General features: G+C 62.5%; 25 protein-coding genes and 2 tRNA genes. 8 read left to right on the top strand and 19 right to left on the bottom strand.

Going from position 1 to position 24,969, the window contains the following annotated elements; genetic code table 11:
* Positions 1–35 precede the first annotated feature (35 nt).
* Positions 36–734 (top strand): DUF7504 family protein, encoded by a 699-nt coding sequence (locus tag LDB05_RS16500; RefSeq protein ID WP_226005077.1) that lies wholly within the window; start codon positions 36–38, stop codon positions 732–734.
* A 204-nt stretch (positions 735–938) separates the two neighbouring features.
* Here the strand turns inward: LDB05_RS16500 and LDB05_RS16495 are convergent, their stop codons facing one another.
* Both LDB05_RS16495 and LDB05_RS16490 read right to left on the bottom strand, forming a co-directional pair.
* Positions 939–1,547, bottom strand: a complete 609-nt coding sequence (locus tag LDB05_RS16495; protein WP_226005076.1) for a 30S ribosomal protein S7 — start codon at positions 1,545–1,547, stop codon at positions 939–941.
* A 2-nt stretch (positions 1,548–1,549) separates the two neighbouring features.
* Positions 1,550–1,978: a 30S ribosomal protein S12 gene (locus LDB05_RS16490; protein ID WP_226005075.1), complete on the bottom strand. Its 429-nt coding sequence runs from the start codon at positions 1,976–1,978 to the stop codon at positions 1,550–1,552.
* 581 nt (positions 1,979–2,559) lie between these two features.
* Here LDB05_RS16490 and LDB05_RS16485 point away from each other — a divergent pair.
* Entirely contained in the window at positions 2,560–2,790 is a 231-nt protein-coding gene (locus tag LDB05_RS16485) for a hypothetical protein (RefSeq protein WP_226005074.1), read from the top strand.
* A gap of 190 nt (positions 2,791–2,980) precedes the next feature.
* Here LDB05_RS16485 and LDB05_RS16480 read toward each other — a convergent pair whose 3' ends face one another.
* From LDB05_RS16480 to LDB05_RS16455, 6 genes are read right to left on the bottom strand one after another with little or no spacing between them, the layout of a single operon-like run.
* Complete coding sequence (locus LDB05_RS16480) at positions 2,981–3,406, bottom strand: NusA-like transcription termination signal-binding factor (protein ID WP_226005073.1); 426 nt, start codon at positions 3,404–3,406, stop codon at positions 2,981–2,983.
* A gap of 3 nt (positions 3,407–3,409) precedes the next feature.
* Complete coding sequence (gene rpoA2, locus LDB05_RS16475; RefSeq protein ID WP_226005072.1) at positions 3,410–4,603, bottom strand: DNA-directed RNA polymerase subunit A''; 1,194 nt, start codon at positions 4,601–4,603, stop codon at positions 3,410–3,412.
* Positions 4,596–7,526 (bottom strand): DNA-directed RNA polymerase subunit A', encoded by a 2,931-nt coding sequence (locus LDB05_RS16470; protein WP_226005071.1) that lies wholly within the window; start codon positions 7,524–7,526, stop codon positions 4,596–4,598. The genes rpoA2 and LDB05_RS16470 overlap by 8 nt, the downstream gene beginning before the upstream one ends.
* Before the next feature lie 3 nt (positions 7,527–7,529).
* A complete protein-coding gene (rpoB, locus tag LDB05_RS16465) occupies positions 7,530–9,359 on the bottom strand; it encodes a DNA-directed RNA polymerase subunit B (RefSeq protein ID WP_226005070.1) in 1,830 nt (609 codons plus the stop codon).
* 3 nt (positions 9,360–9,362) lie between these two features.
* Positions 9,363–10,943, bottom strand: coding sequence for a DNA-directed RNA polymerase subunit B'' (locus LDB05_RS16460; RefSeq protein ID WP_226005069.1), 1,581 nt, complete (start codon positions 10,941–10,943; stop codon positions 9,363–9,365).
* Positions 10,944–11,171, bottom strand: a complete 228-nt coding sequence (locus LDB05_RS16455; protein WP_226005068.1) for a DNA-directed RNA polymerase subunit H — start codon at positions 11,169–11,171, stop codon at positions 10,944–10,946.
* Between the two features lie 326 nt (positions 11,172–11,497).
* Between LDB05_RS16455 and LDB05_RS16450 the strand changes: the two genes are divergently transcribed.
* The 4 genes from LDB05_RS16450 to LDB05_RS16435 all read left to right on the top strand — a co-directional run bounded on the left by LDB05_RS16450 (position 11,498) and on the right by LDB05_RS16435 (position 14,654).
* Positions 11,498–11,570: transfer RNA gene (locus tag LDB05_RS16450), tRNA-Asp, on the top strand.
* Positions 11,571–11,801: 231 nt separating this feature from the next.
* Positions 11,802–11,874 (top strand) — tRNA-Asp (locus tag LDB05_RS16445).
* Between the two features lie 122 nt (positions 11,875–11,996).
* The gene (locus tag LDB05_RS16440) at positions 11,997–12,410 is read left to right on the top strand and encodes a group I intron-associated PD-(D/E)XK endonuclease (RefSeq protein ID WP_226005067.1); all 414 of its coding nucleotides are present in this window, start codon (positions 11,997–11,999) and stop codon (positions 12,408–12,410) included.
* Positions 12,411–12,530: 120 nt separating this feature from the next.
* Complete coding sequence (locus LDB05_RS16435) at positions 12,531–14,654, top strand: bacterio-opsin activator domain-containing protein (RefSeq protein ID WP_226005066.1); 2,124 nt, start codon at positions 12,531–12,533, stop codon at positions 14,652–14,654.
* Positions 14,655–15,295: 641 nt separating this feature from the next.
* On the opposite strand, the gene LDB05_RS16430 is transcribed toward LDB05_RS16435, so the two are convergent.
* From LDB05_RS16430 to LDB05_RS16390, 9 genes are all read right to left on the bottom strand, one after another.
* Positions 15,296–16,066: a protein-L-isoaspartate O-methyltransferase family protein gene (locus LDB05_RS16430; protein WP_226005065.1), complete on the bottom strand. Its 771-nt coding sequence runs from the start codon at positions 16,064–16,066 to the stop codon at positions 15,296–15,298.
* A 54-nt stretch (positions 16,067–16,120) separates the two neighbouring features.
* Entirely contained in the window at positions 16,121–16,750 is a 630-nt protein-coding gene (locus LDB05_RS16425) for a protein-L-isoaspartate(D-aspartate) O-methyltransferase (protein ID WP_226005064.1), read from the bottom strand.
* A 91-nt stretch (positions 16,751–16,841) separates the two neighbouring features.
* Positions 16,842–17,495 (bottom strand): HVO_0476 family zinc finger protein, encoded by a 654-nt coding sequence (locus LDB05_RS16420; protein ID WP_226005063.1) that lies wholly within the window; start codon positions 17,493–17,495, stop codon positions 16,842–16,844.
* A 124-nt stretch (positions 17,496–17,619) separates the two neighbouring features.
* Positions 17,620–18,201: an LURP-one-related/scramblase family protein gene (locus tag LDB05_RS16415; protein WP_226005062.1), complete on the bottom strand. Its 582-nt coding sequence runs from the start codon at positions 18,199–18,201 to the stop codon at positions 17,620–17,622.
* Positions 18,202–18,340: 139 nt separating this feature from the next.
* Positions 18,341–19,297: an aminopeptidase gene (locus LDB05_RS16410; protein ID WP_226005061.1), complete on the bottom strand. Its 957-nt coding sequence runs from the start codon at positions 19,295–19,297 to the stop codon at positions 18,341–18,343.
* A gap of 62 nt (positions 19,298–19,359) precedes the next feature.
* Positions 19,360–19,527, bottom strand: a complete 168-nt coding sequence (locus LDB05_RS16405; protein ID WP_226005060.1) for a hypothetical protein — start codon at positions 19,525–19,527, stop codon at positions 19,360–19,362.
* 365 nt (positions 19,528–19,892) lie between these two features.
* Positions 19,893–20,849 carry a hypothetical protein gene (locus LDB05_RS16400; RefSeq protein WP_226005059.1) on the bottom strand — a complete coding sequence of 319 codons (957 nt, stop codon included), beginning with the start codon at positions 20,847–20,849 and terminating at the stop codon, positions 19,893–19,895.
* 200 nt (positions 20,850–21,049) lie between these two features.
* Entirely contained in the window at positions 21,050–21,253 is a 204-nt protein-coding gene (locus LDB05_RS16395) for a hypothetical protein (protein WP_226005058.1), read from the bottom strand.
* Positions 21,254–21,255: 2 nt separating this feature from the next.
* Positions 21,256–21,438 carry a hypothetical protein gene (locus LDB05_RS16390; RefSeq protein ID WP_226005057.1) on the bottom strand — a complete coding sequence of 61 codons (183 nt, stop codon included), beginning with the start codon at positions 21,436–21,438 and terminating at the stop codon, positions 21,256–21,258.
* A 168-nt stretch (positions 21,439–21,606) separates the two neighbouring features.
* On the opposite strand from LDB05_RS16390, the gene LDB05_RS16385 reads away from it, so the two are divergent.
* Both LDB05_RS16385 and LDB05_RS16380 read left to right on the top strand, forming a co-directional pair.
* Complete coding sequence (locus LDB05_RS16385; protein WP_226005056.1) at positions 21,607–22,620, top strand: type II glyceraldehyde-3-phosphate dehydrogenase; 1,014 nt, start codon at positions 21,607–21,609, stop codon at positions 22,618–22,620.
* Between the two features lie 158 nt (positions 22,621–22,778).
* Complete coding sequence (locus LDB05_RS16380) at positions 22,779–23,180, top strand: Hsp20/alpha crystallin family protein (RefSeq protein WP_226005055.1); 402 nt, start codon at positions 22,779–22,781, stop codon at positions 23,178–23,180.
* A gap of 38 nt (positions 23,181–23,218) precedes the next feature.
* On the opposite strand, the gene LDB05_RS16375 is transcribed toward LDB05_RS16380, so the two are convergent.
* Together LDB05_RS16375 and LDB05_RS16370 are read right to left on the bottom strand one after the other, a co-directional pair.
* On the bottom strand, positions 23,219–24,085 hold the full coding sequence (locus LDB05_RS16375) for an ATP-grasp domain-containing protein (RefSeq protein ID WP_226005054.1): 867 nt from the start codon (positions 24,083–24,085) through the stop codon (positions 23,219–23,221).
* Positions 24,086–24,175: 90 nt separating this feature from the next.
* Positions 24,176–24,787, bottom strand: coding sequence for a hypothetical protein (locus tag LDB05_RS16370; RefSeq protein WP_226005053.1), 612 nt, complete (start codon positions 24,785–24,787; stop codon positions 24,176–24,178).
* Between the last annotated feature and the right edge of the window lie 182 nt (positions 24,788–24,969).

Here is a 24,969-nt window from a genome sequence, read left to right as displayed (position 1 = left end):
TGTTTACGATCTAATATTACTGCAACATATACGAGATGCTCTCGGGAACGGACCGCGCGGGAAGGACAGGAGAGGGGTTCTCCGACGAACTATCGCGATTGAAACGGCAGGGAACGAGCGTCCTCGTCGTCGGGTCCGTACAACCCGCCCAGCATCGAGACGCCAGCCAGCGGCTCCTCAGCCGCGGCAGCGATCGGGTCCGACGACGCGTCCTCGTCTCGACGACCAGCGGTCCCCACCACATCTCCCGCTTCGTCGGTGACGCCGATTCGGACACGCTCTCGGTCATCAGCTACGATCCAGCGGACCCTCCCGTTGCTGCACGCGGTGCCGTATCGAGTCGGCCGAGCGAAACCGGACCGACGGACGTCGACACCTTAACCGATCTCGGGATCGCCATCGCGAACGCGATCGACGCCTTCGAAGCCGACGCGAACGGGCTCGAGCCCGCCGAGGTCAGGGTCAGCATCGACTCGCTGGTCCCGCTCCTCGAGGCGTACGGAAAACAACGCGTGTTCAAGTTTCTGCACCTGATCAACGGGCGAACCCGACACGTCGGCGGGATGGCCCAGTACCACCTGCCGGTGGACCGGGACGCCAGGGTCGTCCCGACCCTGTCGCCGCTTTTCGACGTGATCGTCGAACTCCGGGAACGGAACGGCGACGCACAGGAACGATGGGTCATCGACGACGGCGCTTACTCGTCCGAATGGCTCCCGGTCGACCGGGCGTAACGTCCTCCTGCAGGGCGTCTGCGTCGATACTCCGGGCGTAGCCGCTCAGTATCGACGCCGCGACGCTCGGCGATCCGGTGGACCCCTTTCGAGTCGTCTCGCACGGTCGAAGACGATTGAGTCGACAGCAGAACACCGCCGCGTTGGCTTGTGGATGTCACTGGTGGCGACGGAGAAAACGAAGAAAGCCGAACGGAACTCGCGTTAGCGAGCGGCTGCCGCGACGCGCTCTTTCTCCTCTTTCTGGCTGACCGCGTAGGTCTGGACGTCGTAGTTGGACGCGCCGATGAGCTGGTTGGCGATCGCCTCCTCGACGTCCGTCGTCGTCTTGAACGAGTCGTTGTAGACGCCCTCCGCGAGGAACTTCAGGGCCTGGTCGACGCGGCGCTGCGGGGCGACGTCGACGGCCTTCGGGACCGAAATCCCACCGTACTTCAGGCGAACCGTCTCCTCACGCGGGGCCGCGTTCTCGACGGCCGTGACGAGCACCTGAATCGGGTTCTCCTCGGTGCGCTCGTGGATGAGATCGAACGCATCGCGGACGTAGTTGAGCGACTGCTGTTTCTTGCCCGTGTTCTCCTCGGTCTGCATCAAGCGGTTGATGAAGCGCTCGACGATCGAGATCTCGGACTTCTTGAACTGCTTGCTGGCGTGGCGACCCGCGGTGTGAGCGACGGGGGAAACCGTGATGTAGCGCTCGGTCGAGGGGTCGGCGTACTCGAGTTCGCCGATCTCCCACGTGCCGAACAGCTTCGCCGAAACGTCTGCGCCACCGGCCGGGGCGTCCGGGTCCGGTTGATCTTCTGCAGCCATGATTATCGCACCGGCTTTTCGGCGTTTCCGCGAACGAGTTCTTTTATCGCGACGCCGTTGACCTTGTCGACCTTGTAGTTGACGCCGGAGAGGTCGCCCATCGCACGACCCTTCGCCCCACCGATCCCGGCGATGGTGACTTCGTCGTGTTCGTCGATGAACGAAATAGCGCCGTCACCGGGACAGAACGCGGTGACCTGCTTCCCGTTCTTGATCAGCTGGACTCGGACGCACTTTCGGATCGCCGAGTTGGGCTGTTTGGCTTCGATGCCGACCTTTTCGAGTACGATACCACGAGCCTGGGGCGCGCCCTCGAGCGGGTCGGACTTCTCGCGAAGTCCACGGGCGCGGCGCGCGTAGTCCGAGTCGGACCACCGCTGATTCTGGCGGTCCTTCTTGAGCTTGCGCGCGGCGTATTTGCCGTTTGCCATGGAGGTGAGTTCCCAACGAAGGCACTTAAGCGACCCGTTTCGAAGCCGGCGTAACGCCGCCAGATCGCTTTAGGAACATTGCTCGCCGTCTCTGCGGGCGTTTCGCTGACTCGAGTTACCGTCGGAGCGATGGTTAGCGCCGCTCGGCGGGCGAGAGGTTTCCTGGCTGTCACACTGGCCGAACGGTCGGTGAGGTGTCGCACACGAGCGAGGAGACACCCGTCGGTTGCGAACGAGTTGGAATCGAAGCGCGACGAAATGGAGAATACTGGCCGAGATGCGCACGTCACGGCAGCTTTCGATAGAAACGCTGCTCTCTACCCGACATTTTCCATTAGATATAAGTGAATTTCCGTTGAATATTTGGCTGGAAGTCAGACTCCAGCGGGGGCGTACGAAAGTGCCCCGGGTGCGAGGACACCCGAGACTGGCTTCCAATCCCGCACGAGGGATTCGAAAGCCATGTTTCGCTTACTGCTACCGAGACATAAACGTCTCGCACGACGACAGTATCGCACACGAGTAGCCGCCGCGCTCGAGTGGCCGTTCCGACAACGGAACCGAATCGAACGAGGGAGCCGATGAGCGAGGACGATGCCGACGACTCGTCCGGACTCGACGATCTGACGGTCGACGCTGACACGATCGCCGCCAGTAACTCGCCGGGCGGACGAGAACCGCTTCGGTGTCCCCACTGCGATTCCCCCATCGCGCTGGTCGTCAGCTACGGCCCGATCACCCACAAGGCCACGCCCTGTGGGTGTCCGGTCCCTGCCGACCTTCTCGAGGGGAAACGGGGCGACTCGAAGTAAGGGATTGGGGGGTGGCGACGGGACACCATTTTTATCGTCGGGCGAAATCGCTGCCGACGAGCCAGCGATACTGTGAAACCCGAACGGAACGCGAGACGCGCGACTGTTACGGGGTTGGGGACGGAACCGAACGCTAGAAATCACACCGGTCGTGCATCGAGACGACCGTCCTCCCTCGAAGCGAGGACCGTTAGATCAGCTGGATGTCGTCGATCCCGAAGTGCCGATCCGCGAGGGTTCGGGCGGCGTCGATCGTTCGCCCGTTCGACCCGATCGCGACGCCGCGATCGTCCTCCGCGACCTCGACGTAGGCGACGGTGTCGTTGTTCTCGCTGATCGTGACGTTGTACACCGCCGCCGGTGCGAGGACGTTCGCGACGAACGTCTCCGCCTCGTCCGCGTCTTCGACGAGGCGAACCTGTGCGTCGGTCCGATCTTCGAACTGCTTGACCGTCCGGCCGTCGGGACCGATCGCCTCGCTCATACCGCCGCGTTCGACGAGGATCAAGAGGCTGTCACCGCCGTCGGTGACGAGACAGTCCCGACCGTCCACGCCCGTTACGTCTTCGAAGGCGGCGAGGTACTGCCGAGCGTCGTCGTCGAGGGTGACACCCATCGATCAGTCGGCTTGACTGTTTCCGGAGGTGGTCGATCCCATCCGGAGATCGACGTCGCCGGTGCCGAGCTTGATCGGCTTTCCGACGATGACGTTCTCCGTCACGCCGTCGAGGTCATCGACTTCGCCGTGAATCGCGGCGTTGAGCAGGTGGTTGACCGTCACCTCGAACGCCGCGCGGGCGAGGACGGACTCCTTCGAGCCCGAAATGCCGTGGCGACCGATCGACTCGATCTCGCCGCGGTTCGTCATCATGTCCGCGACGAGCATCAGGTGCCGGACGTTCACGTCGTCCAGCCCCTGCTCGGCGAGCGTGTTGTTCGTCTCCTCGATGATCGCTTCGCGGGCCGCCTCGATCCCGAGATTCCGGTGGATCTCGTGGATGTTGTTACACGTCGTCCGCGACGCGTCGACGCCCTCGATCTCGAGGGCGTCGCCGAAGGCCGACCCCTCGGTGTAGAGGACGAACTCCTCGCCATCCTCGAGTTCCTCGCGGCGGATGACGACCCGGGAGACCTCTTCGATTCCCTTGAAGGTAATCTCGCGTAGCTCCTCGACGAGCTGGAGGAGGTCGCGGTAGGACGGCTCTTCGGGGCCGAACTCGATCTGGGCGCCCTGCTGGACCGTCTTCACGCCGAGCGAGTCCTCGATGATCCCCGCGACTTCCTCGGCGGAGATCATCCGCTCTTCGAGGGTGTCCTCGTTGAGCGCGATCTGGACGCGCATGTCCGCGACGTTCGTCGAGACGTCGCCCAGCGCGAGGATCTTGGTCGCCTCGATGTTCCAGACGACCTCGTGGGCCTTCTCGCGCTCGGTGGCGTACTCGCCCTCGAGGTAGACGGTCATCATCGGCGTGTCCGGGGTCTTCCGAGCGTCGACCAGCTCGATCAGTCGGGGCAGCCCCTGGGTCACGTCGATCTCCGCGACCCCCGCGTAGTGGAACGTGTTCATCGTCAGCTGCGTTCCGGGTTCGCCGATCGACTGCGCCGAGACCGTCCCGACGGGGTCGAGCGGATCGACGCGGGTGTCGAGATACCGGGTCTCGACCGCCTTCGCGAGTTCGTCGGCGTCCTCGACCGTCGCGCCCTCGCGTCCTTCGAGCGTCTCGTAGACCTCGTCCTTGAGCCGTCGGGGAAGGTCGGTGTCCTCGACGACCGCGATCGTGTCGTCGTCGACGTTGTAGTGGACGTTAGTCATCGGAGGTCACCTCCGTACCCTCGGTCAGTCGATCGTCGGCGTGTTCGGAGAGATTCGTCGGCCGCGGCTTGGAGCCGAAGAACTCCTCGCGCTCCTCCTCGGAGTCGAACTCGGAGTCGAGCACGCGGTTGGCGATGTGCTCGACGTCGATGTTGTTGTCGTCCCCGGAGGAAACCTTGACCGGCGAGGTGCCGTCCTCGCCGAACTCGAACTGGACGATCGTATCCGAGGTGTCCCGGACCGTGCCGTCGTACTGGGTCTCGAGTTCCGAGAGGGCGTTGATCAGCCGACGCTGCAGGTAGCCGGACTTGGAGGTCCGGACTGCTGTGTCGACCAGGCCCTCGCGGCCGCCCATCGCGTGGAAGAAGAACTCCCGCGGCGTGAGCCCGCTCGTGTAGGAGTTCTCGACGAAGCCGTGTGCCTCGGCCGAGAGGTCGTTGGGTTCGTAGTGGCTGAGGGTCCGATCCTCGTAGCCGCGGTTGATTCGCTCGCCCCGAACCGCCTGCTGGCCGACCGCACCGGCCATCTGGGTCAGGTTGAGCATCGACCCACGGGCACCGGAGTTGGCCATGACGACGGCGGGGTTGTCGTCCTGGAAGTGCTCGTCGGCGATGTTCCCGGCGTTGTCACGCGCACGCGAGAGCGTCTGCATGATTTTCATCTCGAGCGTCTCGTCGATCGTCCGACCGGGGAGACTCTCGAGCTCGCCGTTGTCGTAGGCCTCGATGAGTTCTTCGACGCGGTCGTTGGCGTCGTCGATCGTCTCGTCGATGCGGGACTGGGCCTCCTCCGGGATCGTCTCGTCGTCGATCCCGATCGAGAACCCGAAGTGCATGATGGCACGCATCGCCAGCGTCGAGACCTCGTTGACGAAGATCCGGGCGCGAGTGTTACCGTAGACCTTCGTGATCGTGTCGACGATCTCGCCGCCGAACTCGCCGACCTCGTCCTCCGCGATGGTTCCCTGCAGCAACTGGCCGTCCTCGATAACGACCTCGTCGCCGATCGTGCCCGTGAACTCGAGGTCGAGATCGTCGGGCAGCAGTTCGGAGAAGACGGCGTACCCGGTCCAGAACGGCTCGCCCTCGTCGTCGATGCCGCTGGGTTCCGGCAGCTCGTCGATCCGGGTCGCACGGAGCAGGTCCAGCGCCTGCGTCTCGTTGAATCGGGGGTTGTCGTGGGTCAGGAGATACATCCCGGAGATGTGGTCCTGAATGGCCCCGATGATGTTCTCACCGAAGCGCGGCGAGAGCATCTGTTCCTGGACGCGCATGAGGACGCGCGCTTCGGCGCGTGCCTCTTCGTTTTGCAGCGCGTGCATGTTCATCTCGTCGCCGTCGAAGTCGGCGTTGTACGGCGGACAGACGACGGTGTTCAGTCGGAACGTCTTGTACGGCATGACCACGACCTCGTGGGCCATGATCGACATCCGGTGGAGCGACGGCTGGCGGTTGAAGATGACGATGTCGCCGTCGATGAGGTGGCGGTTGACCTCCCAGCCGGCCTCGACCTTCTCGGCGAGCTGTTCGCAGTTCTTCTCGGTCACCTTCAGTCGACGACCGTCCGGCCGTCGGACGTAGTTCGCGCCGGGGTGGCCCTCGGGCCCGTTCGAGACGAACCGACGGGCGTCCTCGAGGTTGCGCTCGGTGACGTTCATCGTCTGGGTCATCTCCTTCGCCACGCGATCCGGGACGCCGACCTCGTTCAGCGAGAGGGTCGGGTCCGGCGAGATGACGGTACGAGCCGAGAAATTCACGCGCTTCCCGGACAGCGAGCCGCGGAAGCGACCCTCCTTGCCCTTGAGTCGTTGGGAGAGGGTCTTGAGCGGCCGACCGGAGCGGTGTCGCGCCGGCGGCGTGCCCGATATCTCGTTGTCCATGAAGGTCGTGACGTGGTACTGCAGCAGTTCCCAGAGGTCCTCGATGATCAGCTGGGGCGCGCCGGCCTCGCGGTTCTCCATGAACCGCTGGTTGATCCGGATGATGTCGACCAGCTTGTGAGTGAGATCGTCCTCGGAGCGCTGGCCGTTGTCCAGCGTAATCGACGGTCGCGCGGTGACCGGCGGGACGGGGAGGACGGTGAGGATCATCCACTCGGGACGGGATCGTTCGGGGTTGATCCCGAGTACCTCGATGTCCTCGTCCGGGATGTTCTCGAACCAGTCCCGGATATCGCTGGGCATCAGCTTGTTCGTGTCCTCCTCGGTCAGGTCGATGTCCAGGGCCTTCTCGATGGCCTTGCGCTGATTTTCGCGCGGACGGAAGGAGCCCGACAGGATCTCGTTGACTCGAGTGAGTTCGATCTCGGTCTTCTCCGCGAGTTCGTCGGGCGTCGTCCGCTCGATGCCTTCTTCCTCGTCGCCCTGCATCGCACCGGCGATGCGCTGGGAGTACTCGCTGGTCAGGACCTGCTGGACCTCGTAGTAGGTCGTCGGCTTCTCGTGGTCGATATCGTACTGGATCTCGCCACAGAAGGGACACTTGTCCTTCTTGCGGGCCTGCCGGATCGCGGCCTTGGTCACGTCGTTGAGATCCCGGCTCAGCTTCCGGGATTCGTCGAGCTGATCGCGGAACTCGTCGCGTTCGTCCTCGGTGAGGAGGAGCTTCGAACACTCCCGACAGGTCCCTCGCAGGAGCCGCCGGATGAGTTTCGTGAAGCCGACGTGGATCACGGGCGCGGCCAGTTCGATGTGGCCGAAGTGGCCGTTACAGGAACCCGAGTGCTTGCCGCAGGTCTTGCATTCGAGGCCGGGGTCGATCACGCCGAGTCGCGGGTCCATCAGCCCCATGTCGATGGGGAACCCGTCGTCGTCGTAGGTGTCGGCGGTGATGATCTTCGTCGCGCTCATCTCCCGATATTCCTCGGGCTCCATGAGCCCGAAGGAGATCTGTCCGATGTCTTTCGGTGTACTACTGTTTTGCATGGTTTAGACGGCGTCCTCCAGTTCGAGTCGCGGTGCGATACCCAGGGCCTTCATCTCGTCCAAGAGGAGCTTGAAGGCGTAGCTCATCTCGATTTCGTGGATATCGGTTTCCTCGTCGCAGTTCGGACAGTAGACGCGCCGTTGTTCGACGTTTTCGACCGCGCTCATCCCGCAGTTCGCACAGACGTGGATGAACTCGCGGTCGGACTCGTCGAGCAGTCGTTCCTTCAGCGTCATGGCCGCCCCGTGGCCGATGAACACGTCGCGTTCCATCTCCCCGATACGGAGGCCACCCTCGCGGGCGCGCCCCTCCGTCGGCTGGCGGGTCAGCACCTGCACCGGCCCGCGCGAACGGGCGTGCAGTTTGTTCGAGACCATGTGGTAGAGCTTCTGGTAGAAAATGACCCCGACGAAGATCTCGGCGTCGATCTTCTCGCCGGAGATCCCGGAGTACATGGTCTCCTTGCCGGCGGAGTTGAAGCCGGCGTCCTCGAGCCCCTTGCGGAGTTCGTCCTCGTCCTCGCCGAGGAACGGCGTGCCGTCGACCCGACGACCTTCCATCGAGCCGAGTTTGCCGCCGATCATCTCGAGAATGTGACCGACCGTCATCCGCGACGGCAGCGCGTGCGGATTCAGGACGAGGTCGGGGACGACGCCCTCCTCGGTAAACGGCATGTCCTCCTGTGGCGCGAGGTGGCCGACGACCCCCTTCTGGCCGTGTCGCGACGCGAACTTGTCCCCGAGTTCGGGGATCCGTTCGTCGCGCACGGAGACCTTCGAGAGCTTCGAGCCGTCCTCGCCCTCCATGAGCGTGACGGTGTCGACGATCCCTGACTCGCCAGATCGCATGGTGACGGAGGTCTCACGCCGCTTCTGGGGCGAGAGACCGCCCATGTCGTCGGGCTCCTCGAGGAAACGGGGCGGGCTCGTCTTCCCGAGCAGGACGGAGTTCTCGTCGACCGTCGTCTCGGGGTTGACGAGGCCGTCCTCGTCGAGGTGGGTGTAGGCTTCCTCGCCGCGGGCGCCGCGGACGTCCTGGCTCGGAATCTCGAAGCGATCCTCCTGACCGCCGGGGTAGCGGCGTTCCTCGCCCTCGTAGGTCCGGAAGAAGTGTGACCGCGCGAGCGCGCGCTCGACGCTGGCCTTGTTCATGACCAGCGCGTCCTCGATGTTGAATCCCTCGTAGCTCATCACGGCGACGACGAAGTTCTGCGCGGCCGGCCGCTCGTCGTAGCCGATCTGCTCGGTCGTCTGGGTCTTCACCATCGAGAGCTGCGGGTAGTGCAGCAGGTGCTGGCGCGTGTCCGGCCGGATCCGGTAGTTCGCGCTCGGCAGCCCCAGCGACTGCTTGATCATCCCCGCCCCCATCGTAATGCGGGGCGAGGCGTTGTGCTCGGGATACGGGATCATCCCCGCACCGATCGAGAAGATCAGCGACGGGTCGATCTCGAGGTGCGTGTGCTTCTCGGTCAGATCGTCCTCGTCGACGCCGACGAGGATGTCCTCTTCCTCCTCGGCGTCGATGAACTCGATGTAACCGTGGTCGACGAGGTCCTCGAACTCGAGGTCGCCGTCCTGGAGCGCCTCGATCTCCTGATCGGAGATGCGAGGTTCGCCGTCCTCGACGACCAGCAGGGGTCGTCGGGCCCGTCCCGCGTCGGCGTTGACGATCACTTCGCGGGTGCGGTCTTTGACCGAGACGTTGACCATCTCGCTGACGTCGCCGATGCGTCGCGCTTCGCGGATCTGTTCTGCGAGTTCGTGCGGATCGGGGTGTGTCCCCACCAGCGACCCGTTGACGTAGACTTTCGCCTCTCGTTGTTGGCTGCTCATGATTTAGTCGTCCCCTGATGCGGTCGTCCGTTCGATACCCTCGAGGCCGGGAATTCCCTCGACGCCCATCGATGCGAGTTCGCGTTTGAGTTCCTGTTCGTCCTCGACGTTCTGGGAGAGTTCCATCGACTGCGCGAAGTTCTTCACCAGCCCACAGTTCGGTCCCTCCGGCGTCTCGGAGGGGCCGATGCGACCCCACTGGGTCGCGTGCAGGTCCCGCGCCTCGAAGTGCGGTTGGCTCCGCGAGAGCGGGCTCCGAAGCCGACGCAGGTGGGAGAGAACCCCCATGAAGTCCGTCCGGTCGACCAGCTGGCTTACGCCGGAGCGGCCGCCGACCCAGTTACCTGTCGCGATCGGGTGCTCGAGGCGTTCGGTCAGGACGTCCGATCGGACGACCGTGTTGACCGAGAGCTGTCGGTTGCGCATGTTGGCGCGCTCGAGCTGGTACTTCACGTCCCGGGCCAGCTTGTTCAGCGCGGTCCGGAACAGGTCTTTCATCAGGTCGCCGCTGACCTTCAGCCGCTTGTTCGCGTAGTGGTCCTTGTCGTCGGATTCGCGCCGTCCGAGCGCGAGTTCGAAACAGGCCTCGGCCATCCGACAGAGGTAGTGGGCCTTGTTGATCCGGACGTCTTCCTCCTCGACGCCGTCCTCGTGGAGATGGGGCAGGAGGTAGCGGTCGATGACGTAGTTGGCCCGCTTGAGCTGGTAGTTCTTCCCCTGGCCGGAGGCGACGCGCTTCCCGAGTTCCTCGATGGCTTCCTCCTCGGTCTGGACCTCCGCTTCCTCAAGGTTCTCCAGCATGTACTTGACGACCTCGGGGTCGTTGGAGACCTTGTGGACGATTTCCTCGTCCGATTCGAGACCCAGCGCGCGCACGAGGGTCACGAAGTTGATCGAGCCCGACACCGAGGGGAACGACACCTCGAGCAAGCCGTCACGCGTCCGTTCGCAGAGCACCAGCGCGCGGTAGCCGCGGCGCTGGGAGAAGGTCTTGGCGACCTGAATTTCGTCGCCGTACTTGGTGTCGTACTCCGCGAGGATCTTGTTCGGTGCGAGGTCCTCGCTCGTCATCAGCACCCGCTCCGACCCATTAACGATGAAGTAGCCGCCTGGGTCTGCAGGGTCCTCGCCGATCTCGATCAGTTCCTCGTCGGAGAAGCCGGCGATGTTACACTTGTCGGAGCCGACCATGATCGGCATCCGTCCGATCTTCGTCTCGGTCGAGTCGACGACCCGCTGGTCGCCTTCCTCGCCCTTGACGATGGACATCTCCATGAACACCGGCGCCGAGTAGGTGATGTTGCGAAGGCGCGCCTCCTGCGGGTAAAGCAGTTCTTCGGAGCCGTCCGCCTCCCGAACGCGTGGCGTGACGACCCGAACGTCGCCCAGCTCGACGTGGACCGGCTCTTCCCCTTCCTTGTCGCCGATGTCCGTATCGATCGTCGCCTTCTCGTCGACGACCTCTTGCATCCCTCGGTTGAGGAAGGCGTTGAACGAGCGGTAGTGGTGTTCGGCGATCCGTTCCTTCGAGAAATATTCGCGTGAAATCTCTCGTCGCTTGTCGCGGTTCAGTTCCATTGCCATTTATTCTACCACGAGTCGATAGATGATTGCCTGCTCGGTCGTCCGCGAGTCGCGGACGATCTTGATCACGTCGCCGACCTCCGCCTCGTCGGGGAGTGCAGGATCTTTGCGCTGTATTTTCGGTAAATCTGTGCGATCGATGTCGTATTCCTCGAGCACCTCCTCGAGCGCGTCGTCCTCGAGGACCGTGTGCTCCGGAACCAGTTCGTGTTGGCTTACGTCTACCATGTATTGGTGTGGGTGTGCGTGTCGGCTATCGGGAGAGAAGCGGCTATCACGAGATACTACAGGCAGGTAGCGGCGGGAGGCATTTAACGGTTTCTAACTCGATGCACAAGCGGGGCTATCCGGCCGGGCGAACCTGACCGGAACCGTCGATCACACCTGAGAGTATCCGGTTCTCAGTTATATTCCTTGTGGGCCGTGAAATTTGGTAACATGATTCTATATGTGTGGCGGACTCGAGCGGGGAATCGTGTCCCGATTGACCGTACCATACGGTGTTCGATTGAAAACCCTTAATACTCCGTCGGGGAAATGAAGAGTTGCAGGTTGCCCGGGTGGTGTAGTGGCCCATCATACAACCCTGTCACGGTTGTGACGCGGGTTCAAATCCCGCCTCGGGCGCTTTCTCGAGGACCTAAACGACGAGCGATGCGAGTCGCTTTACCTATTTCAGCACTCACCCTCGGGTTCGCAATTCAATCATTTTCTAAATACAATTCGGCTATCGGAAACGACCAGCCGACGGTAGCATATTCCCCGCTTCGCGAAACGAGGCTTATGTCACCGAACAGAACACAGAACCGGAGAGCAAAACCCTTAATAGTGTTACCGGGAAATGAAGAGTTGCAGGTTGCCCGGGTGGTGTAGTGGCCCATCATACAACCCTGTCACGGTTGTGACGCGGGTTCAAATCCCGCCTCGGGCGCTTTCTCGAGGAACCAAACGACGAGCGATCGAGCAGCTGGTTCTCGAAAGACGAAGCTCAGAGGCGTTCTATACCGCTGGGTTGTCCGATCATTCTTATAATAGAGGGAGGCGCATTCTGCTATGCGAAATTCGAAAGCAATCGGTGACGAAACCGAGGCGAGGGCCCTATCCGAACTCGTTGCCTGTGGCTACAGCGTCTCAGTTCCGTTCGGAGATAACGACAAGTACGATCTCGTCGTCGACGATGGGACTGAACTCCACCGAGTACAGTGCAAGACTGGATGGTCGAACAAAGCGAAAACACTCCGATTTAGCACCCACTCGCAAACGACGAAGAACGGCGTCTATCACGAAGAGACGTATCACGGGTTAATCGACGCGTTTCTGGTCTACTATCCCGAAAACGAGCGGTTTTATTGGGTCGATGCAGTCGACGCGACGGAGCAGAAGATGGAGCTCCGCTTCGAATCCGAAATCGATCATCCGTCAATCAACTGGGCAGGCGAATACGAATTCGACGGAGATATTCCGTGAGTTCCCACGATCAGGGACGACAGAGATACTAGGTGGTTCGAGCAGGTTCGAGCCGAATGCTAATTGTTTAGTATGCCTTCGTCGATGTGTCGACAAACGGAACAGCGGACAGGCAAATCAATGACGAAACCGATCACTGTACTCGTCGTCGACAACGAACCGGGATTCGCGGATCTCGCCGGAGAGATGCTCGAGCGCGAGCACGACGCGATCGAGGCCGAAGCGGCGACGGACGGCGCGGAAGCGCTCGCGGTCCTCGAACGGCGGGCCGTCGACTGTATCGTCAGCGATTACGAGATGCCGGAGATGACGGGGCTCGAGTTGCTCGAGCGCGTTCGCGACGACGATCCCGATCTCCCATTCGTGCTCTTCACCGGGCGGGGATCGGAGGAGATCGCGAGCGAGGCGATCGCGGCGGGCGTGACGCAGTATCTGCAGAAGGAGTCCGGAAAGAAGCAGTACGCGTTGCTGGCGAATCAGATCACGAACGCGGTCGCCCAGTACCGCACGGAGACGGAGCTCCGGGAGAGCGAGCGCCGTTACGAACGGACGCTGACGACGTTACACGAGACGACGCGGGATCTGATGCGAGCGGAGACCAAAGACGAGATCTACCGGTCGGCGGTCGAGACCGCAAGCGATATCCTCGACGTGGCGGTCGCCGCGTCGTACGCGTTCGAACCCACTGCGGGCAGCCTCGTGCACGCGGCATCGACGCGGCGATCCCCCGAGCGTGGCGATCCGGCGGAGACCTTCGAGCGGGGCGAGGGACTGGTCTGGGACGTGTTCTCGGAGGGGGAAAGCGCCTACTACGAAGACGTGACGCGCGAGGATAGCGTCGAGGCGACGGGTGCGTCGGGCCGAAGCGAGTTGATCGTTCCACTCGGGACACACGGCGTGCTGGTCGCGGGCTGCGAGGATGTCGACGGATTCGACGAGACGATGACCGAGCTGTTGCACATTCTGGCGGCCAACACCGAGGCCGCGCTGGACCGGGCCGAACGGGAGCAGTTGCTCCGCGACCACGACCGAACGCTCACGCGGCAAAACGAGGAACTGACGCGACTCAACCACACGAACGAGATCGTTCGGGAGATCAACCACGGCGTCGCGCAGGCGTCGACGCGAGCGGCGATCGAAGAAACGGTGTGCGATCGTCTCGCGGAGACGGACCGATATCGCTTCGCCTGGATCGCCGCGAGCGACGACGAACCGCCGACGCCGACCGCATGGTCCGGGATCGACGCAGCCTACATCGACACGATCCGCGGCGACGGCGATTGCGCCCCCGAGATCACGCTGGTCCGAGAGATCCTCGAGTCGGGACGGTTACAGTTGATACACGACGTCCTCGAGGACGATCAGTGGCGATCGCGGCGCAAGGAAGCGTTGACATACGGCTACCAGACGGTGCTCGGGGTGCCCCTCGTCGCTGACGAACGCCGGTACGGTGTCCTCGTCGTTCACGTCGCGGGTGCCGATTCGGTCGGCGAAAGCGAGCGGGAAGTCCTCGCCGAACTCGGGGAAACCATCGGCCACGCGATCCGATCGGTCGAGCAAACGCAGGCGATGCTAACCGACAGCCGGCTCGAGCTGGAACTCGCCGTCGGGGATTCGCGATTGCTGCTCAATCGGCTCTCGGACCGACTCGCGGGGAGCGAACGGATAACGCTCGATGGCGTCATCGACCGCGGCGAGGACGGGATCGTACTGTTCGTCAGTGCGCCGGTGACGGCGTCGTTGACTGCCCTCGAGAACGAGTGGGCGTCGATCGAGACGCTGTCGGTTGTGTCCGAGGGCGACGAAGAGACGCTGTTCGAACTAACGGTAACGTCGACGCCGTTTCTCGACGTGCTGCGGATCTACGACGTTCAGATACGGATGGCGACGGCCGAGGACGGGACGGCGACGCTCGTCCTCGAGGTGCCACAGGGAGTCGAGACGCGGTCGCTGGTGGAAGCGATCCAGGAGGAGTATCCGGAGACGGAACTGGTGGCCAAACGGGAGACCACACATACGCGTTCGGCACGACGACTTGACACCCACCTCGCGGAGCGGCTCACGGACAAGCAGTTCGAAGCGCTGCAGGCTGCTCACTACAGCGGCTTCTTCGAATGGCCGCGCGAGAGTACTGGCGAGGACCTCGCGGATGCACTCGACGTCTCGTCGCCGACGTATCACTACCACCTGCGGGCAGCCGAACGGAAACTCGTGACGTTGGCCTTCGACGGACATTCTAATTAATTAGAGCATGGTTCGAGAAGGCCCTAACTAGTTAAAAACTATACTTAACAATCGGCAAATCATATCACAACATGGCGATCAGGGATTATCCCTCGCCACCCCAATCCCCCCACCCCCTTTCCGCGAACCACTATTCGGTAGCGACCGCGATCCCTCGGTTCGCTTCAGAGACGAAGCGGGATGAGCGGAGACGATCTTCCGCACGGTACCAGTCGCCGTAGCGGTTTTCAGGACGACTATCTCCGTTTCCGAGAGATGCATCGTCGAGTTCAGCTTCAAATCAGGCGACCGGCATCAAATGATAATTGTCGTTAGCTATTCTTCTGATTGGTGCTAATTAGTTAGAGATTGTGATTTAGCCCCACTAATCAGTTAGAAGTTATTTTTAACCCCCTCCAGTGTGTACCTCTAAGTGGCGATCTGAGACAGACTGTCGCCACCCCCCCTTTCCCCCCACCCCTTTCCACCAGACCAACGGACAGACGCATCACTGCTTCTCGGGAAACGACGAGACACGGCCGGTGATTGCGATTTCGATACTCCCAGACGCCAGCAGCCGGTTTCTCGGACGTTACCCGGAAACGAAGCTGTCGGAGTCGGTCCAGAGGCAGGTCTGCACGGACGTTCGCCGCGACGATCAGCTACCGAGATCGCTTTCGCCGGGACTGCTGATCGATCGTCTCCTCCCACTCGATCCAGTCCTGCTCCCAGCCGCGTCGGGATTCGGCGCGACGATATGCTCGCTCGCGGTCCTCGCGCGTCGTTCGGTTCCGCTCGACGGCCCCCGACTGTTCGCCCTCGACCAACAGCGGGGCGAAGGAAATTGGGTCGTACGTGTCCGTCTCGCCGTCGGCAGAAACCGCCTCGAGCCGCTGTTGCTGGGTTCCTCGCGGGAAGACCAGCCGCCCCTCATCGGACAATTGCTCGAGCAGCGCGCGGGGCGGATCGACGGCGGCGGCCTCGAGCAGGATGCGATCGAAGGGGGCGTACTCGGAGAGCCCGTTCGCGCCGTCGCGGCAGTCGACGAGGACGCCGTCGTATCCCGCCTCCGCGAGGTTCCGTCGCGCCTCGACGACCAGCGGGCGGGAGATGTCGACGGCGTGGACGTTCGTCTCGCCGACGAGTTCGGCCGCCAGCGCGGCCGTGTAGCCGACTCCAACGCCGACGATCAGTACGCTACCGTCCTCCTCGAGGGCGAGCGCTTCGAAGAGGCGGGCGACCGTGCTCGGTGCGAGAACGCGGGTGCCGAGCGCCTCGTGGTCGCGTTCGGCGTAGGCCGTCCGCTCGTCGCCGACGAACGCGTGTCGCGGGACGTCGCGCATCGCGACGGCGAGGTCCTCGTCGGCGAGGACGTCCCTGGGTGGGGACTCGAGGCCGTCGACCATATCCTCTCGCAGTACCGCGGGGTCCATACGCCAGCTATCGGAGCGGTCGTAATCAATGGCGCGCTTGCGCGGTCCGCGGATCTAGCCGCGCATCCGGACGAACCGAACGCCGCCGCGTTCGGTTCGAGCGAGCGAGCCGTCGGACCGCTTCGTCGCCGCCACGAGCCGCTGGCGACCGGTCCCGACCGGTGCGAGCAGCTGACCGCCGGGTCGAAGCTGGTCGACGACCGGCTCCGGAAGCGACGGCGTCGCGCAGGTGAGGTAGGCGGCGTCGTAGGGCGCGTGCTCGGCCCAGCCCTCGCGACCGTCGCCGACGCGGATCGAGACGCCGTCGTAGCCCAGTTCCGCGAGCCGGTCGCGGGCCTGCCGGGCAAGCTCTTCGCCGTACTCGACGGTGTAGACGTTCTCGTCACCGACCAGTTCGGCGGTTACCGCGGCGTGATAGCCACAGCCGGTGCCGATCTCGAGGACGTCGTCGCCGGGATCGGCCTCGAGCAGGTCGGCCATGATCGCGACCATGTGCGGCGCGCTGATCGTCTGTCCGTCACCGATCGGAAGCGGACGGTCCGCGTAGGCGCTGTCCCGACGGTCCGGCGGGACGAATTCGTGGCGCGGGACCGCCTCGAGGGCCTCGAGAACGCGATCATCGTCGACGCGCGGCGCGACCGTTTCGACCATCTGCTGGCGTCGATCCTCGTGGGTATCGGACATGGTGTGCGATCACGTACGGACTCGAGAATAGTAGGGAATCGGGTAGCGAGTACCGGTGTTCGACCGGTCGGGACGCGCCGCCGCGGATCGCTTACCAAGCAGACCAGGCGCTGCTCTGCTCGTCGTAGGCGTAGACCCGCTTGATGTCCTTCGCGAAGGCGGTATCGCCCGCTTCCTCGAAGCGGTCTCGGCGGTAGCCGTCGGCGTCCTTCCGGACGACGAAAGCGTCGATTTCGAACTCGTCGTCGCCGAAGGATTCGACTGCACCGACCTCGAACTCGTAGTCGCCCGGCACGTGGACCGTGATGCTCCGACTGTCGTCTCTCGAGCCGTCCTGCGGGTGAACCGTCACGTTGACGCCCACGTTGTCGACCTCGCGGGTCCAGACGGTCTCGATCTCGTCGGCGGGAGCCTCCTCGACACGCTTCTGTCCGTCGAGTTCAACGCTGGTCACGCGAACCGTCGAGAGCACTTCCTCGGTCTCGAGTATGAACTCGTCGCCGACCTCGATGGTCTCGTCTTCGGGGGTAGTGACGTTCGCAGTGAAGGATTCACCGCCCTGAGAGACGACGACGTCGAGCGTGACTTCGCGCTCGCGGTCGGGCTGGATCTTGTGGACGTGACTACACTCGCTGCACCGAACGGTGAGGGTCCCGCCGCCGTCCGTGAGTACTTCGTGGACCGTCTCGAGGTCCGGCGAGCACGACGGACAGACCGTCGGAACGCGCTCCGGAATATCGTTCATGGACGGTGTAGCGGCTACGTACCTAAAAAGCGATTGAACCCGTGGTAGCCCTCTCCCCGGCTACCGTCCCCAGCGGAGATCCCACGTGTCGGCCGGTGGAGCCGTACGGCCGGGTCGAAACTGGCTAGTGCCCCTGAATCGCGTCGATGACCATCGCCGCGGCCACGACGGGCTCTTTCGGGACGGAACTGGCGTCGTCGATCGTGATCTCGTAGCGGTCGCGCAGCGAGAACTGGCCGTCGATCGAGCCCACGTGAGCGCCCTCCTGGTCCGTGATCTCGTACTTGTGCGGAATCCAGCCGCCGAACGGAACATTGTTGCGCGCCAGGGTCACCATCGCACCGCGGGAGTTGATTTCGGCCAGTTTCTCCTCGGTGGTCGCGTCGCGGATCTTCCACGTGTCCTGCAGCAGGGAGTAGTCGTTGTCCAGAACGACCAGATCCTCGCCGGTCCGGGCGTCCGAGAGCACGTAGTTCCCCGCGACGTCGATGATACCGCCAGCCTTCACGGTGAACACCTCGTTCCCGTCGCCGTCGGTAAAGGGGAACTCCTCTTTCATCTTCAGCATCTTCTGTTTCCCCTTGAGAACGGTGTTCCCGTCGGCGTCGAGCGCCCTGTACTTGTTCCGGACGAGTCCCTGCTCGACCGTGTAGCTGTCATCAGTCAACTCGATTCCCTGAATGTCGTACCCCTGAGTATCGCTCATCGGTCCGAACTCACACTATCTCCACTTGAAACCACTAGGTTCTCACAGAAGCGGTGAAGATTTAATCGACTAACGTCGGCTGAATTTCGGCTCGAGACCGGAAGAAAAGGGAACCGAGCGTCGAACGGCGCGGAACCGATCAGGAATCGTCCGGCTGCGGAAGGTCGATAGGCTCACCCTCGGCGAAGACGGTCGGCTCTCGAAGGATTCCGTCGAGGTGAATCGGCGCTTCCGTCTCGCCGCCGATTCCCGCGTTGTCGCCGATCGCGATGTGAACGGTCCCGCCGGCCTTCTCGTCGAGCAGCACCGAGCCGACGAGTTCGGTGACGGCCACGTTCGTGCCGATACCGAGCTCGGCGAGGTTGTAGGCGGCGTCGCCAACCTCATCAGCCGCGTCCTCGACCGTCGCGCGGATTTCGTCGTCGGAGATGTGCGTGACGAGCCCGTCTTCGACATCGAACGTGAGCCGGTGGCCGTCCTCGAGCAGGCCATGGGGACGCATCGTCCCGTCGACGACGAACCGTCCGTTCGCCGTGGTCGGGCTGATGAACACCTCGCCGGCCGGGAGGTTCGACATCTGGCCGGGTTCGTGGACGATACCGGTGTCCGAGAACCACTCCCGACCGCCGACCCCGAAGGTGATGTCGGTCCCGGCGTCCGTCGTGACGCGGATCTCGTCGGCGTCGGCGACCTGCTCGCGGACCGCCTCGCAGTGGGCCGCGATGGATTCGTAGTCGGCGTCGAGCCCCGTCGTGAAGACGTCCTCGGTGATCCCGGGGAGCGTCGCGACCCGCGCACCTGCCTCGTTCGCCTCGGTGCGGGCCCGCGTGTGGCTCAGGCTCTTCGTCGTCGGCGCGAGGACGACGTCCGCGCCGGCCATCGCCGCCGCGACCGGTTCCGGCGGTTCGCTGCCGTGGGTCTCACCCGGCGGATAGCGGACGATTACGGCGTCGTCGGTGATCTCGGCGGCGACCTCGTAGAGCGCCTCTCCGATCGGTTCGCGCTCGTCGTCGGTGACGACCGCACACGACTCCTCGGCCTCGAGATTCAGACACTGGCGGACGGCCGTCTCCGCGGCGGCTCGAAGTGCTGGCATACGTTCGTGTGCGTTCAGTGGACCGATATGTCTTGCCTTCCCTGCGTTCACCGGCGTTCGATTCACAGTTTGCCCGACTGGTCGACCATATCGTCGATGACGAATGCGGTGACATCGCTGCCGGTGTCCTCGAGCTCGGTACAGACGTCGGGATCGCCCGTATCCTCCGTAGTCGTGATGCGCTCGTAGGAGAGCTTCTGGTGACCACTACTGTCGTTTTCTACAGCCATCAAAAAGTACGGAGCACTCGTTCGCTCCGGTGGGGTAATCGGGATACTCGGACTTACCACCCTCGTTTTTTGAGGTTATAATGTACTAGCATTACTGCCAACATAGCTGATATAGCTGATGCTGTTACTCGGATACTATCCGAGACCCCGAGAATCACATCGAATAGGATCCCCGATGCAAGTATCGAAATTATTACTCCAAGTACAACTATCAAATTCCCTAGTATCGGACGCTGCCAGTCCTTATTGGCCTGCTCCCAGAACTTAGATATCTTTTCTTTCATTTTTAAGTATTGGTTTTATATTTTTGTACTATGTTCTCTTCTATAAAAATGAAGGGGCTCTGATAGGTGTAGTGGAGCCAGTCACTGGGAAATCCGCAACGTCTCCCGGTACGGGGTACCCACATCGACTATTTCGCTGTTCATTCCGTAGTGAAGATGTTTCGTTTCTGGAGCGGGGGTTGGAATATGGAAGAGTTCTCGGCTCTCATCCATGAAGTATCCACTCGAGAAGACATCGATTTCAGCGTTATCGCACATTATTCCGAAGGAGCAGTTGTCCTTGTCTCGCAAGATCATCGTCAGGTTCGTCGATTGTTTCAGGTCTGCAACACCATCTCCGAGAATGATTCCAACTGCAGCACCAAATGCAGCCGTCCCAACACCACCGTAAGAGCCAACAATGGTACCAATGACACCTCCGACAATGCTCGAACCGTACTCCTCGATGTACTCTTCGTAATCGACTGCTGCTCCAAATTGGCGGTGAGGGCCTACAGCACCAAAAGCATCACAGTCCGTCCCTTTTGGACTATCGATGTAGTATGCCCCGATACGGTTGAGTCCATCCACGGCACCATCAGAGATCCGTTCCACTGCCTCCTTCAGGAGCGACTTCTCTTCTTGGATTGAGACTCCGTCCGATTCAGCAGAGACACCACCCGCTTCACCGAGTTGTACCCACAGATCGGTACTACTCGAGCTCGAGGCAGTCACCGCGTCCCCACTATCAGGCTTGAACGCACTGTTGTCGAGGTCCTCGAGGACATCGTTGGAGATTTCGTACATCCCCCCGCCATCGGATGAGAGGGGCTCGGCCGTCTGCGAAGAGGCAGAGAGACCGCCATTGGCCTCAGTAGGAAGGATAAAACCGTCCATCCCTCCAGTTTGAGTATTCCGGACAACGGATGCAGTGTACTTGACCCCGTCTGCAGTGAAAGACTCAACGTTGATGTCTAAGTTACTCTTGACATCGCTCTGACTAGCAGACGCCATGCCTGAGATGGCAGTCAGTCCGGCAGCTGTACCACTTACGCGCATGAAGCGTCTGCGATTTATTTCGCCATTATCGCGTTAGAAAGTTGTAGTTTGGCGGTTATAAATTTTATTGTTTTTGGATATTACTAATGGCCTATACACATCATATGGACCTAGCAGTACGTAGATATATAATGAAATTATTGGTTATTGAATATCAAAGAATGGGTCACATTCGGAAAACAGAATTGGATGTCGATCGTTTACGGCGTGTCAGTTATCCAGTAGGCTAAGAAGTGGGCAGGGAACATCATGAAGAATATCAGGGAGACAGGCCACCAGTTCTGGTTCCAGATGTGCCACGCTCCGAAGATGGTAGCGACTCCGAGGGCTGTTCGGTTGAAGACGGAGACTATCTTCTTCTCGATCGGGGGCTCCCAAAACAAGTCGATATCGTCCTCGAGCATCCCTATTCGTCGTATCGGTCGTGAACTTCCTTCTGGGAGGGAAATGCTGGGTCGCTGTCTGACATGGTAACGCGCTCGTCACGGCCATCGTCGCCGACGTTCGAGGAGACGATCGAGTCGTACTGGGCGTCGGAGACTATCGTTTTGGGCCCGGAGGAGAAGACGGCCATCCAGTCGGGGATCACCTCGCGGTCGACGATGCTGATGCTGATGGGTCCGTCGCGGATCGAGTCAATATGGGAACGACGGTCGGACCATTCCCCCTCGAGAGCGATCGAGAACTCCGAACCGAGTGAATATCGGCTGAGACGCCTCGAAACGATTATCCCGTTCGGTGGTCCACTCCCGAGCACATGCAACAGGTCGCGATCAACGGCTACGGCACGATCGGCAAACGCGTCGCGGACGCGGTTCGACGACAGCCCGACATGGAGGTGCTGGGCGTCGCGAAGACGCGCCCGAACTTCGAAGCCGAGACAGCGATCGACAAGGGATTCCCGCTCTACGCCGCCGTCGAGGAGCGCGCGGAGCTGTTCGCCCAGGCCGGCCTCGAGATCGCGGGGCCGGTCGAGGACCTCGTCGCCGAGGCCGACGTCGTCGTCGACGCCACGCCGTCGGGGATCGGCGCCCAGAACAAAGAACTCTACGAGGAGTACGACACGCCCGCGCTCTACCAGGGCGGCGAAGACGCCGACATCGCCGACGTGAGTTTCAACGCGCGTTCGAACTTCGAAGACGCCGTCGACGCCGACCACGTGCGCGTCGTCTCCTGTAACACGACCGGGCTCTCTCGAGTCATCGCGCCGCTCCGAGAGGCCTACGGCGTCGAGAAGGTCCGCGCGACGCTGGTTCGGCGCGGCGGCGACCCCGGCCAGTCCGACCGCGGTCCGATCAACGACATCCTCCCGAATCCAGTGACGATTCCGTCCCACCACGGCCCCGACGTCGAGACCATCTTCCCCGATCTCGATATCGACACGCTCGGGATGAAGGTCCCCGCGACGCAGATGCACATGCACAGCCTCAACGTCACGTTGGAAGAGGAGGTCGACGCTGCAGACGTTCGCGAACTGTTCGCCGACGAGTCGCGCCTCTTTTCGATCCCCGAGCGTATGGACATCGACGGCAGCGGGAAACTCAAGGAGTACGCCCTGGACGCCGGCCGACCCCGCGGCGACATCTGGGAGAACTGCATCTGGGAGGAGTCCATCTCGACCGTCGGACGGGACTTCTACTGCTTCCAGGCGATCCACCAGGAGAGCGACGTCGTGCCGGAGAACGTCGACGCGATCCGCGCCGTGACCGGCGCGGCCGACGCCCAGGAGAGCATCGAAACGACCGACGAAGCGCTCGGGATCGGTCTGTAGGCCGTCCGAGCGAACGAGCCGGTTCCGTTCCGAGTCGTCGAGACGCTACGAGCGAGCGAAGTCCTCACCCGTCGCGTCCGCCGGCGTCCGTCGTCGGTCATTTCCGCTCGTATAGCAACGACAGAAAGTTTTTGCCACGCCGCACCCTAGGTGGCCACATGCGCCGAGACGACCGCGACGAACCCTTCGACGATCTGTTCCGCGAGATCGAACGAATGATGAACGAGATGATGAACGGAGCCGATGCCAACGTCGATTTCGACTCCTCGAGGGACGTCGACAACGGGTTCGGCATGGACACGCACGTCGATATCCACGAAACCGACGACGAGGTTCGCATCATCGCCGACCTCCCCGGCGTCGAGAAGGACAACATCGAACTCGAGTGCGACGGCACAACCCTGACCATCTCCGCCGAGAGCGACCACCGCCAGTACGACGAGCGCGTCTCCCTGCCGACCCGGGTCAACGAACACACCGCCTCCGCGACCTACAACAACGGCGTTCTCGAAGTCGTCTTCGATCGCGCCGAACAGTCCTCGGACATCAGCCTCGAGTAATCGGGCCGTCGCGGTCGAATCGCTCGTTTTCGGTATTTTCAGTCGGCAGCAGTGCGTATCGCGGCCGCCAGCCGATCGTAAAAGTCCGGTTCGTACTTCGTCTCCTCGTCGATCGTCGGCCGCGCGTTTGTCTCGTTGACTACCAGCCGGTCGTCCGTCTCGAGCAGATCGACGCCCACGAACGGGATCTCGAGTTCGGCGGCGACCGATTCGGCGAGTTCGCGCCACGCATCGGGAAGATCGACGCCGGTCGCCTCCGCCCCGCGGTGGACATTGTGCTTCCACTGGCCCTCGCTGACCGCCTCGTCGGGGAGTCGCCGCTCGACCGCGCCGACGTACTCCCCCTCGAGTACCATCACGCGGTAATCGGTCGCGTTCGGCAGGTACTCCTGGACCAGAAACGACTGGTCGCCGGTCGCCCGGTAGTCGTGAACCAGCGAGAGGTAGTCACAGATCCCCAGAAAGGAGTCCAGATCGTGGGCCTTCGCGACGCCGACCCCCCGCGTCGTCGAGTTGGGCTTGACGACGACCGGTGGCTCGAATCGCTCGAAGACCGCCGCCAACTCGTTCTCGCCGACCTCGTTCGAGACGTAGACGGATTTCGGGACCGGTAGGTCGGCGCGCTCGAGTCGCGCCAGCACCTCGCCCTTGTTCCGCGAGGTCAACACCGTTTCGTGGTCGTTGAGCCACGGGATCTCGAGCAAGGCGTCGGCGACCCCGCCTTCCATGAGTCGTCCCGGATAGACGAAGCCGACGTCGTACTCGTCGGGACCCCACGGCGGTTCGTCGAGCGGAATCGTGCGCTCGCGCACGGGCACGTGGTGAACCCCTATTCCGCGCTCGGCCAGCGGCTCCCCCATCCGCTCGAAGGTTTCCTGGTCGTTCGCGACCGCGAGATCGATCATACGCGGTACTCGGGAGGAGATGGGGAAAAAGGTGTCTCGTGGCTCGAGCAGGAGGGCGGAACCGAAACGAGGAGTGCTCGAGCACCGGCGCTACTGGTCGGCTGCCTCCGCCCGCACGTCGTACGCTTCCCGCATGAACGCCCCGTCGAACGAGATGGTCTCGGTCGCGTCCGCGTCCAGTTCGAGCGTCCGCCGTTTGCCCGTCGGTTCGCCGTCCGGCGAAGTGAGCACGACCTCGACGAGACCCTCCTCGCCGTCGTTTCGGACGTCTGCCTCGACGCTTCCGATCTGTGCCTCGAGGTAGTAGGCATCGTCCCCTTCCGGCGCCACGTCGTCGAAGGCGACGTCGCGCCGTTCGCCCGCCGCGAAGTGGACGACGGTCACGCGAGCGGGAGCGCCGGCCGTGAGGACGTCCTCGTCGTCGTCCGCCTCGAGGAGGTACAGCGAGATCGCGGCGTCACCGGCGTCGCCGGCGTTTTCGAACGTCGCGGCGAACTCGCGGTCCGAATCGGAGCCCGCGTCGATCGACTCGACCGGCGGAAGGACGTCGCGGTCGACGTGCTCGACCGCCGGGACCCGAACGTCTTCGACGACCGGTTCCGGCAGGTCCTCGTCGTCGGGTTCGGACTCGAACGCGGCACATCCTGCGGCCGAGATCGTGAACAGACTTCCCGCAGCGGCGAGGACTCCTCGGCGGTCCATACGCGATATGGCATAGCGACCCCACGTTATTCTTTCGTCTGAGCAACCAACGAACAAACTGGCGCTGGCGTAATCGCAACGTGTAGTCCGGCGACGAGCGGACCGCTCGAACGCTCGAATTCCCCGCGGCCGGGAGTGCGTCTCGAGCAGACGCGAGAGACGCAGGACCCGGGGAAGGGCAG

The sequence above is a fragment of the Natrinema salinisoli genome, assembly GCF_020405205.1.
Lineage (GTDB): Archaea > Halobacteriota > Halobacteria > Halobacteriales > Natrialbaceae > Natrinema > Natrinema salinisoli.
This window is presented reverse-complemented; position numbering and strand designations above follow the sequence as displayed.